We start from the raw sequence: 13,810 nt of genomic DNA on the forward strand, positions 1-13,810 counted from the left end.
TCAGGGCACGCTTTCGAAGAACTGCTTCATGATGAACACGCCCGACGCGTCGGCCAGCAGCGGGATGATCATCGCCGCGTAGGTGTCGTACATGCCGAACTGGTTGAGCACCAGGAACTTCGGGATGAGCAGGACCACGCTCGGCACTGCGAGCACGGCGACGACCGCGCCGAACACCGCGCTGCGGCCGCGGAAGCGCAGCCGCGCCAGCGCGTAACCGGCCATCGAGTTGAACACGACCCGGCCGACGGTGATCGTGACCGAGACGAAGATCGAGTCAGCGCCGTTTCGCTCGCGCGCGGCACGCTGCGCACGCTCGCCCGGGCCCAGGGCGAACGCCACGACCCGGCGACCGGCGAGGCACCCGGCAAGATCCTGCACGAACGCCGCCGCGCCGGCTTCGAGTTGCACGGCATGTCACTGCCGGCGCGCTACTACGGCACCGTCGACGCGACCGCCCTGTGGGTCGGCCTGCTCTACGACGCCTGGCGTTGGGGCCTGCCCGAGGCCGAGGTCCGCGCGCTGCTGCCGAACCTGCGTGCCGCGTTGTTCTGGATCACCGGCCTGTCGGACACCGACGGCGACGGCTTCGCGGAATACCTCGACGAAAGCGGCCGCGGCCTGGCCAACCAGGGCTGGAAGGACTCGGGCGACGCCGTCCGCTTCGCCGACGGCACGATCGCCAAGCCGCCCGTCGCCCTGTCCGAGGTGCAGGGCTACCAGTACGAGGCCACCGTGCGCGCCGCCGAGCTGCTCGCCGCGCTCGGCGAGCCGGCCGACGGACTGCTCGACTGGGCCGCGACTCTGCGTTCTCGCTTCCGCTCACGCTTCTGGGTGACCACTGCGGACGGTCACTTCCCGGCGCTGGCCCTGGACGGCGCCAAACAACCCGTGGATTCCCTGACGAGCAACATCGGGCACCTGCTGGGCACCGGCATCCTGGACCCGGCCGAGAGCTCTTCGATCCGCGAGCTGCTGCTCGGTCCGACGATGTCCGCCGGCTTCGGCCTGCGCACCATGTCCGCGACCGCCGGCGGCTTCTCGCCACTGCGCTACCACTGCGGCTCCGTCTGGCCCCACGACACCGCCGTGGTCGTCCGCGGCCTGCACGCGTCGGGCCAGTCCTCGCACGCCGCTTCGCCCGGTCTGCAGCTCGTCCACGCGGCCGGCGGGTTCGACAACCGCCTGCCGGAACTGTTCTCGGGCTACGGCTCCGACGACGTGTCGTCGCCCCTGCCCTACCCCGCGTCCTGCCGCCCGCAGGCCTGGGCGGCTGCCTCCGCGGTGACCCTGCTGGTCGCCTTCCTGGGCCTGCGCGTCGACGTGCCCGCCGGCGTCCTCACCCTGGACCCGCCGCGGCCGAGCCCGGTGGGCGCCCTGCGCGTGCGGGACCTGCCCCTGGCCGGCGGCACCCTGGATGTCACCGTCGCGGCCGATGGCACGGTGACGGACTTGCGGTTGCCGCCAGGCCTGCGGCTGGGCTGAAGCTCCGGCCTCACCGGTTGAGGATCGCTCGCTCCACAACCGTCCACGTCGTGGTCGTCAGCAGGTACAGGGAAGCGGCCAGGGGAACAAAAGCGGTGACCGCGACTGTTCCATAAGGCAGGAGGCGCAGAAACCGTGCGCCGGGGGCAGTGAGGTTGCGCTGGCGGTCCTGCCGGCGGATCGAGAACCACGCCACCACGGCGAGCAGGCCGGCGACCACGAACACGACCGGTGCCGCCGCCAGGCCGTGGACGCCGAGGGTGATGCCGAAGAGCGTGCTGCCGAGCAGGGCGTTGGGTGCGCCGGAGATCACGGCCGTGCTGAAGAGGTGGTACATCACCCAGAAGAACGGCAGCTGCGCGAGCATCGGCAGGCACCCGACGAACATCGAGGTGCCCGACTCCTGTTGCAGTTTCGCCATCTCCGCCGCGAGCTTCTCGCGGTTCTTGCCGTGCTTCTCCTGCAGTTTGCGGATTTCCGGGGCCAACGCGCCGCGGGCCTGCTGACCGCGCGCCGCGGCGCGGGCGAACGGCACGAGCAGCAGCCGCACGGCGACGGTGAACAGCACGATCGCGGCGGCGGCCGCGAACGAGCCGGTGAGCGGTTCGGTCGCCGAGGCGAGCCAGTGGACGAGGTGGTACGCGCCGGCGACGGGCACGTCGAAGATTTCGGGCATGACAGCACTCCAGGGGAAAGTACGTTTCAGGGCAAACGAAACCCGGCCCGGGCCCCGGCTCGCACCCCGATGTGGCGTTGGGTGCGTTGAGCGCACCGAACGCCGCATTGGGTGCGTTGAGCGCAACCAACGCCGCATTGGGGCGGGTGCGCGGAGCCAGGACAGTGTCCTGATCGGACTGACCTGGAAAGGGGTTACGCGGCGGGGAAGTGCTGCCCGGGTGCGCGGGGCCGGCTTCGGCCCGGGGCGCCGGGATCGCGCAGCCGCAGGAAAGCCGCGCGACGGGCGCGCTGGTTCAGCGCGGTGCGGCGGGCGCGGGCCGGGACGGTCCACGCGGCCAGCTCACCGCGGTTGGCGTTGCTGACGACCAGGACCACGAGCAGGCTCGCGGCCACCACGGAGGCGAACGCGAGGATCGCGGCCGGGCCGGCTTGGTCGAAGACGTGCATGGCAGGGAACGCCAGATGCAGTGGCGAAGCAAGGTGCAGCAGCGTGTGCATGGCGACGTCCCCCTTTCTCCGTCGACGCGATTGTAGCCTGTTGTGGTCCTCGGCGCTCTTGCGCTATGCTCACCTCGATCCCCATGGATGCCGGCCCAACCGCCCGGGGGAGTTCTCAACTTTCACGAAACCCGCTTCGGTCTCGAAGCCCGTGTTCGTTCGTTTCGCGATCCCACCGATCGCGCCTTCATCCTTCAAGGAGTCAAAACCATGTCATACCAAGGAATTCTCGACATCCACGGCAAGACCGCCACCCTCGGCTACACGCCGGGCGGCCCTTCCGTCCCCTTTGGACTGATCAGCAAGCACAACCTGCGGCGCGGCGACGAGATCGTCGTCGACGGCGCGCAGGTCGTCTCGGTCAACGGTGCCGCGCCGGCGCAGAACCGCCCGGAGTTCGAGCGGCTCACGCCGGTCCACCCCGACCAGCGCCTCGTCCTCGAAACCACCCGCCACCAGCTCACCACCCGTGTGCTCGACCTCGTCGCGCCGGTCGGGAAGGGGCAGCGCGCGCTCATCGTGGCGCCGCCCCGGACCGGGAAAACCTCGGTGCTGCAGGCGATCGCGCAAGCGGTGGCCGTGAACCACCCCGACGTGCACCTCATGGTGCTGCTCGCCGACGAGCGGCCCGAGGAGGTCACGGACATGCAGCGGTCGGTGCACGGTGAAGTCGTCGCGTCGACGTTCGACCGCAAGCCGTCGGAGCACGTAGCCGTGGCCGAGCTGGCCGTCGAGCGCGCCAAGCGGCTCGTGGAAAGCGGCCGCGACGTCGTGCTGCTGCTCGATTCGCTCACCCGCCTAGGCCGCGCCTACAACCTCGCCGCCCGCCCGTCGGGCCGCGTCCTCTCGGGCGGTGTCGACGCCGGTGCGCTACACCCGATGAAGAAGATCCTCGGCGCCGCGCGCAACATCGAGGGCGGCGGCTCGCTCACGATCATCGCCACGGCGCTCGTCGGCACCGGCTCGCTCGCCGACACCGTGTTCTTCGAAGAGCTCAAGAGCACCGGCAACTCCGAGCTGCGCCTCGACCGCCTGCTGGCCGACAACCGCGTGTTCCCCGCCGTGGAGCTCTTCGGCTCCGGCACCCGCCGCGACGAGCTGCTCGTGCCCGCGGCGGAGCTCCAGGTCATGAACGAGGTCCGCCGCGCCCTGTCCGGCCAGGACCCCAAGCGCGCGACCGAACAGTTCCTCGACCAGGTCCGCACCACGAAGTCCAACGCCGAGTTCGTCGCCCGGGTCGCCGCGTCGCTCGGCACGCCGGCCGCGCTCGCCGCGTGAGCGGAGAGCCTCACCCCGGAACCGTCACCAGCCACCGGTCGGCTCGCCGGCGCAGGTAAAAGAGCCAGTACGCGCCCGACACCACGAGCACCGCGGCCGTGATGCCCAGGTCCAGCGCGGTCTGCTCGACGAGCACGTAGCCCAGCGCCAGCACCACGACCACCGGGACCACGGGCCAGCCCGGCATGCGCCAGACGTGCGGGCCACGGTGGGCAGCGCGGCGGGCGCCGAGCACGGTGAGCGCGATGGCCAGGTAGAGCGCGACCACGGCGACACCCGTGACGCCGCTCAGCGTATCGACCGGCACGAAACACAGCACGGCCTCCGACAGGCCCACCACGAGCGTCGCGACCCATGGCGAGCCGAAGCGGGAGCTGACCACGCTCAGGGCGCGGTTCACCGGGTCCGGCCAGGCGCGGTCGCGGCCCGACGCGTAGAGCACGCGGGAGTTCTGGATGACCATCACGATCACCGCGTTCCCGATCGCGGCGGCGATGCAGAGGCTGACGACGGTGCCGAGCGTCGAGCCGCTCCAGCTCACGACCAGGGCGGTGAGGTCGACGTCGCCCAGGGAACCGGTGTCGGCGAGCGTGATGGCGACGACCGGGACCAGGATGACGAGTGCGCTGATGCCGAGCGTCCACAGGACCGTGCGCGAGACTGTCCGATGTGGCTCGCGCATTTCCTCGGCGAGGTACACGGCCGTCGAAAACCCTTGCACCACAAAGAGAGCCACGGCGAGCCCGGCGATCACCGTGACGAGCCCGACGCCGCTCACACCGTCGAGGCTCGGGCGCACCAGCACCGCGGGCGAGCGGTCGGCGTGGGCGAACCCGAGCACCGACACGACGACCACGGCGATGAGCTCGATGGCCAGGAACACGCCGGTGATCCACGCGTTGGAGCGCAGGTTCGCCAGCCCCATCACGGTCGACGCCAGCATCACCGCGGCGCCGGCCAGCGACGGGTCGAGGTGCACGAGCGGGGCGAGGTAGCCGGCCACGCCGATCGCGATGATCGGCGGCACGACCAGGATCACGATGAACGACAGCACGAACGTGATCCAGCCGGCGAAGCGGTTGAGCACCGTGGTGACCATGGCGTACTCGCCGCCCGCGCTGGGCACGAGCGTGCCGAGTTCCGAGTAGCAGAACGCGATGCCCACGCACAGCAGCACGGCCAGCGCGATGGCCAGCGCCGTGCCCGTGCCGAGGTCGGCGAACAGTGGCGGCACGAGCACGAACAACGAGGACGCGGGCGTCACGCAGCTCAGGGTCAGCAGTGTTCCGCCGGTGACGCCGATGGAGCGCGTCAGCTTGCGGGGCGCTGCGGTGCCGGTCGTGGTGGTCTCGGCGAGAGCCGGATTAGGGGGCATTGCGGAGATGTCCCTCCGTCGGCGGCGCAATGTTTCGACGGATGGAACAGCACTGATTCGGTGTTGTCAACGTCACCAAGACGACTAAATCCGTCGCCTGCCGCACTGTGGACGGTCGTGTTCAGCGGCCGGCGCGGTGGCTTGCCGGGCCTCGGGCGGGTCGGGGATGATCCCGGGGGTGACCAGCCAGGAACCGAACCAGCCCCGGCCCGCGCCGCCGGTGATCGACGACATCTCGAAGAAGATCATCGCCCAGCTCCAGGAGGACGGCCGCCGCGCCTACGCGACGATCGGCAAGGCCGTCGGGCTCTCCGAGGCCGCCGTGCGCCAGCGCGTGCAGCGCCTGTCCGATTCCGGGGTGATCCAGATCGTCGCGGTGTCGGATCCCTTGCAGGTAGGGCTTTTGCGCCAGGCCATGGTGGCGATCACCGTGGACGGCCCGCTCGAGCCCGTCGCGGATGCCCTCGCGGAGATGACGGAAATCGACTATGTCGTCCTCTGCGCCGGTCGCTTCGACGTGCTGTGTGAGGCCGTGTGTGCCGACGACGACGCCCTGCTGGACTTGATCTCCAACCGGATCCGCGCGATCCCGGGCGTCCGCACCGCGGAGACGCTCGTCTACCTGAAGCTGCGCAAGCAGTCGTACCAGTGGGGCACCCGCTGATCTCGGACGACTAAATCCGAAGGCGCTGCGTCTTGAGTGGCCTAGAATTAGTTGGTGTTGGTCCATTTGGCGACTGATTCGCTTGCGTCGTGTGGTCGACTCGTGCGATAACGAAGAGGTCCGGCCGGTTCGCGCCGCCATGCGTGCCCGGCACTTCGAGGCCCGCTTGCGAGGAGCCATGACCACCACCGCCGACCCCAACGCAGCCGCCGCGACCGGCCTGGCCGAGTCCGCGCGCGACAACCTCTGGTTGCACTTCACGCGCCACTCGGGCTTCGAGTCCGCCGAGGTCCCCGTGATCGTGCGCGGGGAAGGTGCCTACATCTGGGACTCTCGTGGGAAGTGTTATCTCGACGGGCTCGCCGGTCTGTTCGCCGTGCAGGTCGGTCACGGTCGTGACGAACTCGTGGAAGCTGCTGCTCGGCAGACGAAGCAGCTCGCGTATTTCCCGCTGTGGGGGCATGCTCATCCGCCGGCCATTGAGCTGGCTGAGCGTCTCACGGCTGCTGCTCCTGGGGATTTGAACCGGGTGTTCTTCACGGTCAGCGGTGGTGAGTCGGTGGAGACGGCTTGGAAGCTGGCCAAGCAGTACTTCAAGATCGTCGGCAAGCCGACCAAGCACAAGGTGATCAGCCGGGCTCTGGCGTATCACGGGACTTCGCAGGGTGCGTTGTCGATCACCGGCATCCCCGGCGCCAAGGCGGACTTCGAACCCCTGGTGCCCAGCACCCTGCGCGTGCCGAACACCAACTTCTACCGCGCCCCCGAACACGCCGACGACTACGAGGCCTACGGCCGCTGGGCCGCGGACCAGATCGAGCAGGCCATTGAATTCGAAGGCGCGGACACCGTCGCCGCGGTGTTCTTGGAACCCGTCCAGAACACCGGCGGCTGCTTCGTTCCACCCCCCGGCTACTTCGAGCGCGTACGCGAAATCTGCGACCGGCACGACGTGCTGCTCGTTTCCGACGAGGTCATCTGCGCCTTCGGCCGCCTCGGCCACGACTTCGCCGCGAAGCGGTATGGCTACCAGCCCGACATCATCACCACCGCCAAGGGGCTGACGTCCGGCTATGCGCCGCTTGGCGCGGTGCTGGCCGGTGACCGGCTGATGGAGCCCTTCGAGACCGGGGCCACGACGTTCATGCATGGATCTACTTATGGTGGTCATCCGGTTTCGTGTGCTGTGGCGTTGGCGAATCTTGATCTGATCGAACGTGACGGGATTTATGGGCACGTTCTTGCTCAGGAATCGGCTTTCCGGTCGACCCTCGATCGCTTGCTGGATCTCCCCATTGTCGGGGACGTCCGCGGTGCTGGGTTCTTCTATGGGATTGAGCTGGTGAAGGACAAAGCCACGAAGGAGACGTTCACTTCGGAGGAGTCTGAACGTGTTCTTCGGGGGTATCTCTCGGACGCGCTCTTTGAAGCCGGGTTGTACTGCCGTGCTGACGATCGTGCCGAGCCCGTGATTCAGCTGTCGCCGCCGCTGATCTGTGGGCAGAAGGAGTTTGATGAGATGGAACAGATTCTCCGTGAGACGTTGACGGGTGCTTGGAAGCTTCTTTAGGCGAGTGCCCCTTCGGGCAAAAGAGAAAACACGCTCCCTGAATTCCCGTGGGGTTGGGAGGTCTTGGGTTGGGTTGCCGGCTGGCGGTTGGGTGGGGGCGATGGGCTAAACCGGGACATTTACGACACGCCCAGCCTGGTGGCCAGACCTTCACTACGCTTTCCCCTGTTCGCTCACGAAACGGAGGAAGCCGCGTGGCGGGATGGGCCGATCTGGTCGCGTTCATGAGGCAGGAGTACCGGGTGATCCGGGAGGAGCCCGACGAGGTGCGGATTCGCATGGCGTTCGGGGAGGATGCGGAGACGACCGGGCGGGCGCAGGTGGTGGTGGTCGCGCACGAGGTCTTCGACAAGAAGGAAGACTGGGTGCAGATCGCGACGCCGTTCGCGCGGGTGGACGAGGTGGATCTGCTCGACGTGCTGACCGAAGTGGGGCACACGCTCGTGGTCGGGGGGATCGTGGTGATGGGGGAGCACGTGGTCCTGCGGCATTCGTTGCCGTTGGTGAACCTCGACATCAACGAGTTCACCGACCCGTTGGAGCTGGTGGCCGGGTCGGCGGAGTTGCTGGAGCAGCAGTTCACCGGGCGTGACGACTACTGACCTGTGATGCGAGACGGGCCTCCCGGGAAACCGGGGAGGCCCGTCTCGTGTCAGTAGGTGGGTCCGTCCATTCTGGACTTCGACGGACCAGGAGTCACGGCGGCGCAGTGGGTTCCGCGGGCGGGGAGTACGCCGTCGATGAGGAACTTGTCCGTGGTGGAGACCATGCAGTCGCTGTTCTTGAAGTACGCGCTGTGGCCCCAGCCGTCGTAGGTCAGCAAGGGGGCGCCGGTTTGGCGGGAGACGTGCTGGGCCCAGGAGTAGGGCGTGGCGGGGTCGTAGCGGCTGTTCAGGAGCAGTACGGGCAGGTTGCCCAGGAAGCCGGGTGCGCGCTGCGGGTCGCGGACGGTGTCGGGCCAGCCGAGGCAGCCGGTGGCGGAGGTCCAGGCCAAGGGGGAGAATCGGATGTCCGGCGCGATGGCGCCCAGCGAACGGCGGAAGGTTTCGAGCTCGCCGTAGCCGCTGACGGGCAGGCGCCAGTCGGAGCAGAAGATGCTGCTGAACGCGGTGGGCACGGTGATGTCGCCGAACGCGGACTCGGCGGGCTTGCCGTCGCGCAGGTTGACCATGCTCGTGGCGAGGCCGGACCAGTCGGGGCCGTAGAAGGCGTGGGTGATCATGCCCAGCAGCGCGACCGGGTCGAGGGGATCGTCGGGGGTGCCGAGGGTGCCGTGTTCTGCGCGGGAGTAGAGCTGGGCCATGACCGAGCGCACGTCCTGGCCGTGCAACGCGCAGGACGCGGTCGTGGCGCACCAGTGCGCGAACTGGCCGAACATCTCTTGCGTCGCGCGAGTCTGTGAGCTCAGGAACTCCCAGGTGCTGCGCACGGAGTGGTCCATCGTCCCGTCGAGCACCAGCGCGCGGACGCGGTCCGGGTAGGTCTCGGCGTACTCCTGGCCCATGAGCGTGCCGTAGGAGGTGCCGTAGTAGGTCAGCTTGCTTTCGCCGAGCGCGGCGCGGATGGCGTCGATGTCGTGGGCCACGCTCGTGGTGTCGACGTGCGAGGCGAGCGGTCCGGTGGTCTTCGCGCAGCTCGTGCCGAGGGCCTGGTTGCGCGCGGTGAGCCGGCGGAAGTCGGCGACGCTCTTCGGCAACTGTGGGTTCGGAGCCGTCACCTCGGTGAGGCCGCAGCGCACGGGGCTGCTCTGCCCGACGCCACGTGGGTCGAAGCCCACGGTGTCGAAGCGGGCGGTGATGGCGGGCGACAGGGTCCAGCCGTCCTGCACCTCGCCCGCGCCCTCGCCGCCGGGGCCGCCGGGGTCCATGAGGATGGAGCCGATGCGGTGCGCGGGGTCCGTGGCCTTGCGCCGCGCGAGGGCGAGCTGGATCGTCCCGTCACCCGGATGGGCCCAGTCGATCGGGACGGTGACGGTGCCGCAGTCGACGCCGGCGGCGGTGGGGCACGGTTTCCAGTCGATGGTCTCGCGCGCGGCGCCGGCCGGGGCGGCGAGCAGGGCCGCGAGTGTGGTGGCCGCCGCGGTGACGGCGGTCAGCTTCCTGCCCAGGGCCATGCGCCACGCCTTCCGGTGGTGAAGATCAACCGTTCGGGCGTGGATCTTTCCAGAAGAACGCCGTCCCGGCCTGGTGAGAGCGCGGCGATGTCTGATGTGGACTTCCGGGAAACAGAACCGAGTTCGGTGGCTGCTGTCGTACGTCCGGGCCAATTCGGGAGTCGCCACTGGCCAAAACCGAATGAGATTCTTGACATGGCTCACTAAGCGGGCGTTCACTGGCGGCGCCGGAAGAGGCTGTCACCCGCGTGAAGGGACGTACATGTCCGGAAACCGCACTCAACGAAGACTGCGAACCACCATCCTCCTGGCACCGCTCACCCTCTTGCTCGCCGCGACGCCTGCGTTGGCCGCCCCCGCCGCGAAGGCCCCGCCGACGTCCGCTCCGGGCAACGGCCCGGCGAAGATCACCGGCCCCATCCCGTCGCAGGGCAAGCCTGGGGATCCTGCGCACGACTACGTCTTCTACTCGACTCCGTACGACCTGAAGAAGGCCGGTTACGAGGAAGAGGAGTTCTTCATGTCGGGCACCGCCACGCGGTACAACCCGAACCCGACCGTCGACGAGCAGAAGCAGACCGCCACGCCGCTGGGCACCACGCCGTACACGACCCGGATCGTGGTGCGGCGCCCGGTGAAGCCCGCGATGTCGGCCGGCGTCGCGGTGGTCGACTGGCAGAACGTGACCGCCGGGCACGACATCGACACCGAGTGGGGCACCAGCGCCGACTACTACGTCCGCAACGGCTGGACGTGGGTGGGCGCTTCGGTGCAGCACGTCGGCGTCAACGGCGCCACCACGGGCGGGACCGCCGGCCTCGGCCTCACCCAGTGGAGCCCGCAGCGCTACGGCTCGCTCGACGTCACCAACGGCGGCGCCGTGCTCGACGACTCGCAGTCGTTCGACATCTACACGCAGATCGCGCAGCTGCTCAAGGGCCGCGGCAAGAAGAACCCGCTGGCCGACCTCGGCATCGACCGCGTGTACGCCGGTGGCGCCTCGCAGTCCGGCCGCTACCTCGGCGTGTACTACAACACCGTGCAGCCCCTGCGCCACGTCTACGACGGCTTCCTGTTCGCCCTCTCCGACAGCTCCCTGCCCCCGCGCGAGGGCGTCGGCACCAAGGCCATCCGCGTCTACACCGAAAACGACGTTTATCGCGGCGCCGGCGTCCCGAGCAAAACCGCGCCCGACAGCGATTCCCTGCGCACGTGGGAAATCGCCGGCGCCTCACACGTGCCCGCCTACTCGACCGGCACCGACCCGAACGACTTCCGCACCACGCTCGGCGCCATCCAGTCCCGCGAGTTCGGCGAGCAGGCCCCCTTCGCCTGCGCCAACCCCGGCCCGAGCCAGGTCGAGTCCTGGACGGTCTTCCACGCCGCCTACGACGCGCTCGACAAGTGGGTCAGCCGCGGCATCGCGCCTCGCCGCGCTGCGCCGCTGGCCTTGATCAATCCGGGCCCACCCGCTGACCTGGCGCGCGACTCCCTGGGCCTCGCCCAGGGCGGCATCCGCCTGCCCGACGTGGAGGTTCCGACGGGCCTCAATGACGGCATCAACTCGCCCGCTAATCTCGACAACCCGCTCAGCTCGTTCTGCGTCCTCTACGGCACGCACCGGGATTTCGATACCGAGCAACTTCATTCGCTGTACTACAGCACTGCCGATTACCGGCAACAGGTCGCTGACGTCGTGCAACGGCTGGAGACCCAGCACTTCCTCCTCCCGGAGGACGGACGCACGCTGATCAACCAGGCAGCGAAGCGCAAGCTGTTCTGACCGCTCGTTTCACGACCAAGCCCGCCCTCGCGCCGCTCGAGGGCGGGCCTGCTCGTGAGAACTGGACACCTCAAGTGTGGAGTCAATTCCAGAATTTCAGACGGCTCCTCGCCAGGGCGTGAACCCAAGCGAGGAGCCGTCTCCGAACTGTGCCTACGCGCGGCTGCCGTAGTTCCGCCACACGCCGGCGGGCTTGCGCTCGCCGACGCCGTCGCGGCGGTAGTCACAAACCCCCGTGGGGAAGGTCTTCTTCAGAGTGGCCTTCTCGGCGGAAGTGAACTTGACCGGGTACGAGCCGAAGTCCAGCGGCTTCGTCCGGCACTTCAGCACATCCATGGCCAGCCCCTCACCAGCAGCCATCCGAGTGTTCTCCGCCACCGGATAAAGCGCACCACACTGGCCCGACGACGGGTCGGTCAGCTTCTCCTGCACCCGCAGGGTCGCCGAGAGGTAGCAGCCGTCCGAGAGGTCGTGGGGCCGGTTAGCGATGACGCGACCAGCAGCACTCCGCCCCGAGTGATCCCGAGAGATTGCCGTCAACCAGCGGTCCATCGCGTCCAGTTCGTACGCGCTCGCCGCCGCCTGCTCGTCGGCCGTCGGGTGATTGGCGATGATCACCTGGCTGGCCGCGGTCCCATTCGCGGACAGCAACCGCTGCCGCAGCACGAACGACCACTCCGACGTGTGAATGTCGTTTCCGGCGCCCGCCAGGTCGAGGTCCGTGCGCTGGTCGATGATCGGCGTCGATGCCAAGCCCTGCGACGCAGAGTTGAAGATGTCGTCGCGATACAGCGCGTCCAGGGCCTTCGGGTCGGCCGACGAGCGCGCGGCCACCGGCTTGCCCGTGTAGTCCAGCCCGCCGATCGAGGCGTTCAAGGAGACGAACTGCGCCGACGAGATCGCTCCGGCCTTCAACGCGTCCAGCCCGTACTGCACCCCCACGTTGTCCAGCGTGTTCCGCACGAACCCCGTGCGAGGATCGCGCCCCAGCTGGTTCGCGAACTGCTCGTTGGAGTTGCAGATGACGCCATGGGGATTCGTCACCGGGTCCCACCGAACGGAGACGGGGATCGCGGAGTTGCAGCTGTCCGTGGCCGTCGCGCGGCTGGCGAAGGTGGCGTCCCACGAAAGGCACGAAGAGTACGAGTTCCAGCCCGCCACGGCGAGCTTCTGGGCGTCAGTAAAACCAGCGGAAGCGAAGTAGCGGTTCAGCAGCCGGCAGTCGGCCACCGGGCCGGCCGTGGTGATGGGGTCCGGAAAGGACACGCCGGGGATGATGCCGTCGACGATGCCGGGGTAGTTCTCGGCGATGTCGTACTGCTGGATGGCACCGCCGGAGCCGCCCCAGCCGATGGTGTGCTGGACCGGGCCGTAGGTCTCGACGAAGTGCTCCTTCACCATCATCGCGGCCTCGGCTGAGATGATCGGGCTGCAGTTGTTGTCGAGCACGTTCAGGCTCGACGACGCGACCGCGTAGCCCTGAGAAAGGAACAGGTCGTTGACCACACCGCCGGTGCCGGCGCCCTGGTGGTAGCCGGAGTTGCAGCCGCCGCCGAAGGTGTAGACCAGTTTGCCGTTCCAGCCGGCCGAAGGAGTGAAGGGGGACGGGGTGGCGGGGCCGGAAGCCAGCGCCGCGATCTCGTACACCGCGCGATCGATCGTGCCCCGCTCCACGCGAACGATGTAGGGCACGCCGCCCAGAGCCGTGGCGAGGTCGGCCGGGCGGCTCGCCGGGTCGGCCAGAGCCACGAACTTGCCGGCGGTGTTCTTGTACTGGTAGGTAACCTGCGTCGGCGCGCTGCACAGCGGCATGGTCGCCGGCGGCAAGCCGAACGCCGTGGTCTCGCAGTAGAACGGCTTCTGCTGCGTCCCGGAGAACACCGGGCCCGTGATCGAGTGGTTCACCACGCGCACGCTCGCGCGGTCACCGTGGCCGGCCGTCGCCACCAGGTCGGTCGAGCCGTCGCGCAGGCCGGTGACGAGACCGAGCAGGCTGCCGTCGCGCTCGGCGTGGAAGGCCCGCGTGACGTCGTGGCCGCCGGCCGAGACACGAACGCCGGAGCGAGCGTCCGGCGGCGTGATTCTGACCAGGACCTGGCCTCCGCTGACCAGATCGGGCCGCGGGTTGGAGACGGTTGTGATGGCCAACCGAGCATGCCCGCCCGGTTGCGCGACGGCCGAGGTCGCCGCTGTCGTGAGGAGGATCGGCACGGCCAGAGCGGCCACTACCGCGGTCGAGCGCCAAGTACGGTTTCTCAACTTCGCACCTCGTTGCTCACGGCACCGCTCGGGTGCGGTGCCACGCAAGTGCCGGGTATAGCACGCGTTACTTAGCCAGAACAACATTCTGCCCCGCGAAGTGATCA

Annotated in this window: 12 protein-coding genes; 6 read left to right on the forward strand and 6 right to left on the reverse strand. The window is 68.7% G+C overall.

Annotated features, from left to right (window positions below):
• Nucleotides 1–411, reverse strand: a complete 411-nt coding sequence (locus QRX50_RS17690) for an ABC transporter permease family protein (protein WP_285973032.1) — start codon at nt 409–411, stop codon at nt 1–3.
• On the opposite strand from QRX50_RS17690, the gene QRX50_RS17695 reads away from it, so the two are divergent.
• A complete protein-coding gene (locus QRX50_RS17695; RefSeq protein WP_434533348.1) occupies nt 307–1,485 on the forward strand; it encodes an amylo-alpha-1,6-glucosidase in 1,179 nt (392 codons plus the stop codon). The genes QRX50_RS17690 and QRX50_RS17695 overlap by 105 nt on opposite strands.
• Before the next feature lie 10 nt (nt 1,486–1,495).
• Here QRX50_RS17695 and QRX50_RS17700 read toward each other — a convergent pair whose 3' ends face one another.
• Together QRX50_RS17700 and QRX50_RS17705 are read right to left on the reverse strand one after the other, a co-directional pair.
• Nucleotides 1,496–2,161, reverse strand: coding sequence for a YidC/Oxa1 family membrane protein insertase (locus QRX50_RS17700; RefSeq protein WP_285973034.1), 666 nt, complete (start codon nt 2,159–2,161; stop codon nt 1,496–1,498).
• A 194-nt stretch (nt 2,162–2,355) separates the two neighbouring features.
• Nucleotides 2,356–2,661 (reverse strand): DUF6412 domain-containing protein, encoded by a 306-nt coding sequence (locus tag QRX50_RS17705; RefSeq protein WP_285973035.1) that lies wholly within the window; start codon nt 2,659–2,661, stop codon nt 2,356–2,358.
• A gap of 210 nt (nt 2,662–2,871) precedes the next feature.
• On the opposite strand from QRX50_RS17705, the gene rho reads away from it, so the two are divergent.
• Complete coding sequence (rho, locus tag QRX50_RS17710) at nt 2,872–3,939, forward strand: transcription termination factor Rho (RefSeq protein WP_285973036.1); 1,068 nt, start codon at nt 2,872–2,874, stop codon at nt 3,937–3,939.
• Nucleotides 3,940–3,949: 10 nt separating this feature from the next.
• Here the strand turns inward: rho and QRX50_RS17715 are convergent, their stop codons facing one another.
• A complete protein-coding gene (locus QRX50_RS17715; protein ID WP_285973037.1) occupies nt 3,950–5,314 on the reverse strand; it encodes an APC family permease in 1,365 nt (454 codons plus the stop codon).
• 166 nt (nt 5,315–5,480) lie between these two features.
• On the opposite strand from QRX50_RS17715, the gene QRX50_RS17720 reads away from it, so the two are divergent.
• From QRX50_RS17720 to QRX50_RS17730, 3 genes are all read left to right on the forward strand, one after another.
• Nucleotides 5,481–5,978, forward strand: a complete 498-nt coding sequence (locus QRX50_RS17720; RefSeq protein WP_285973038.1) for an Lrp/AsnC family transcriptional regulator — start codon at nt 5,481–5,483, stop codon at nt 5,976–5,978.
• 178 nt (nt 5,979–6,156) lie between these two features.
• Entirely contained in the window at nt 6,157–7,548 is a 1,392-nt protein-coding gene (locus tag QRX50_RS17725) for an aspartate aminotransferase family protein (protein WP_285973039.1), read from the forward strand.
• Nucleotides 7,549–7,742: 194 nt separating this feature from the next.
• Entirely contained in the window at nt 7,743–8,150 is a 408-nt protein-coding gene (locus QRX50_RS17730; protein ID WP_220243591.1) for a YbjN domain-containing protein, read from the forward strand.
• A gap of 50 nt (nt 8,151–8,200) precedes the next feature.
• Here the strand turns inward: QRX50_RS17730 and QRX50_RS17735 are convergent, their stop codons facing one another.
• Nucleotides 8,201–9,661 carry an alpha/beta hydrolase gene (locus tag QRX50_RS17735; protein ID WP_285973040.1) on the reverse strand — a complete coding sequence of 487 codons (1,461 nt, stop codon included), beginning with the start codon at nt 9,659–9,661 and terminating at the stop codon, nt 8,201–8,203.
• A 262-nt stretch (nt 9,662–9,923) separates the two neighbouring features.
• Between QRX50_RS17735 and QRX50_RS17740 the strand changes: the two genes are divergently transcribed.
• The gene (locus QRX50_RS17740; protein WP_285973041.1) at nt 9,924–11,444 is read left to right on the forward strand and encodes an alpha/beta hydrolase domain-containing protein; all 1,521 of its coding nucleotides are present in this window, start codon (nt 9,924–9,926) and stop codon (nt 11,442–11,444) included.
• Between the two features lie 153 nt (nt 11,445–11,597).
• On the opposite strand, the gene QRX50_RS17745 is transcribed toward QRX50_RS17740, so the two are convergent.
• A complete protein-coding gene (locus tag QRX50_RS17745; RefSeq protein WP_285973042.1) occupies nt 11,598–13,703 on the reverse strand; it encodes a DUF6351 family protein in 2,106 nt (701 codons plus the stop codon).
• Between the last annotated feature and the right edge of the window lie 107 nt (nt 13,704–13,810).

It is taken from the genome of Amycolatopsis sp. 2-15 (genome assembly GCF_030285625.1).
Classification (GTDB): domain Bacteria; phylum Actinomycetota; class Actinomycetes; order Mycobacteriales; family Pseudonocardiaceae; genus Amycolatopsis; species Amycolatopsis carbonis.

Bases quoted from the DNA above. Each gene is read 5' to 3' on its own strand.
- QRX50_RS17700 (WP_285973034.1), bottom strand. From the start codon at position 2,161: ATGCCCGAAATCTTCGACGTGCCCGTCGCCGGCGCGTACCACCTCGTC.
- QRX50_RS17705 (WP_285973035.1), bottom strand. From the start codon at position 2,661: ATGCACACGCTGCTGCACCTTGCTTCGCCACTGCATCTGGCGTTCCCT.
- rho (WP_285973036.1), top strand. From the start codon at position 2,872: ATGTCATACCAAGGAATTCTCGACATCCACGGCAAGACCGCCACCCTC.
- QRX50_RS17715 (WP_285973037.1), bottom strand. From the start codon at position 5,314: ATGCCCCCTAATCCGGCTCTCGCCGAGACCACCACGACCGGCACCGCA.
- QRX50_RS17720 (WP_285973038.1), top strand. From the start codon at position 5,481: ATGATCCCGGGGGTGACCAGCCAGGAACCGAACCAGCCCCGGCCCGCG.
- QRX50_RS17725 (WP_285973039.1), top strand. From the start codon at position 6,157: ATGACCACCACCGCCGACCCCAACGCAGCCGCCGCGACCGGCCTGGCC.
- QRX50_RS17735 (WP_285973040.1), bottom strand. From the start codon at position 9,661: ATGGCCCTGGGCAGGAAGCTGACCGCCGTCACCGCGGCGGCCACCACA.
- QRX50_RS17740 (WP_285973041.1), top strand. From the start codon at position 9,924: ATGTCCGGAAACCGCACTCAACGAAGACTGCGAACCACCATCCTCCTG.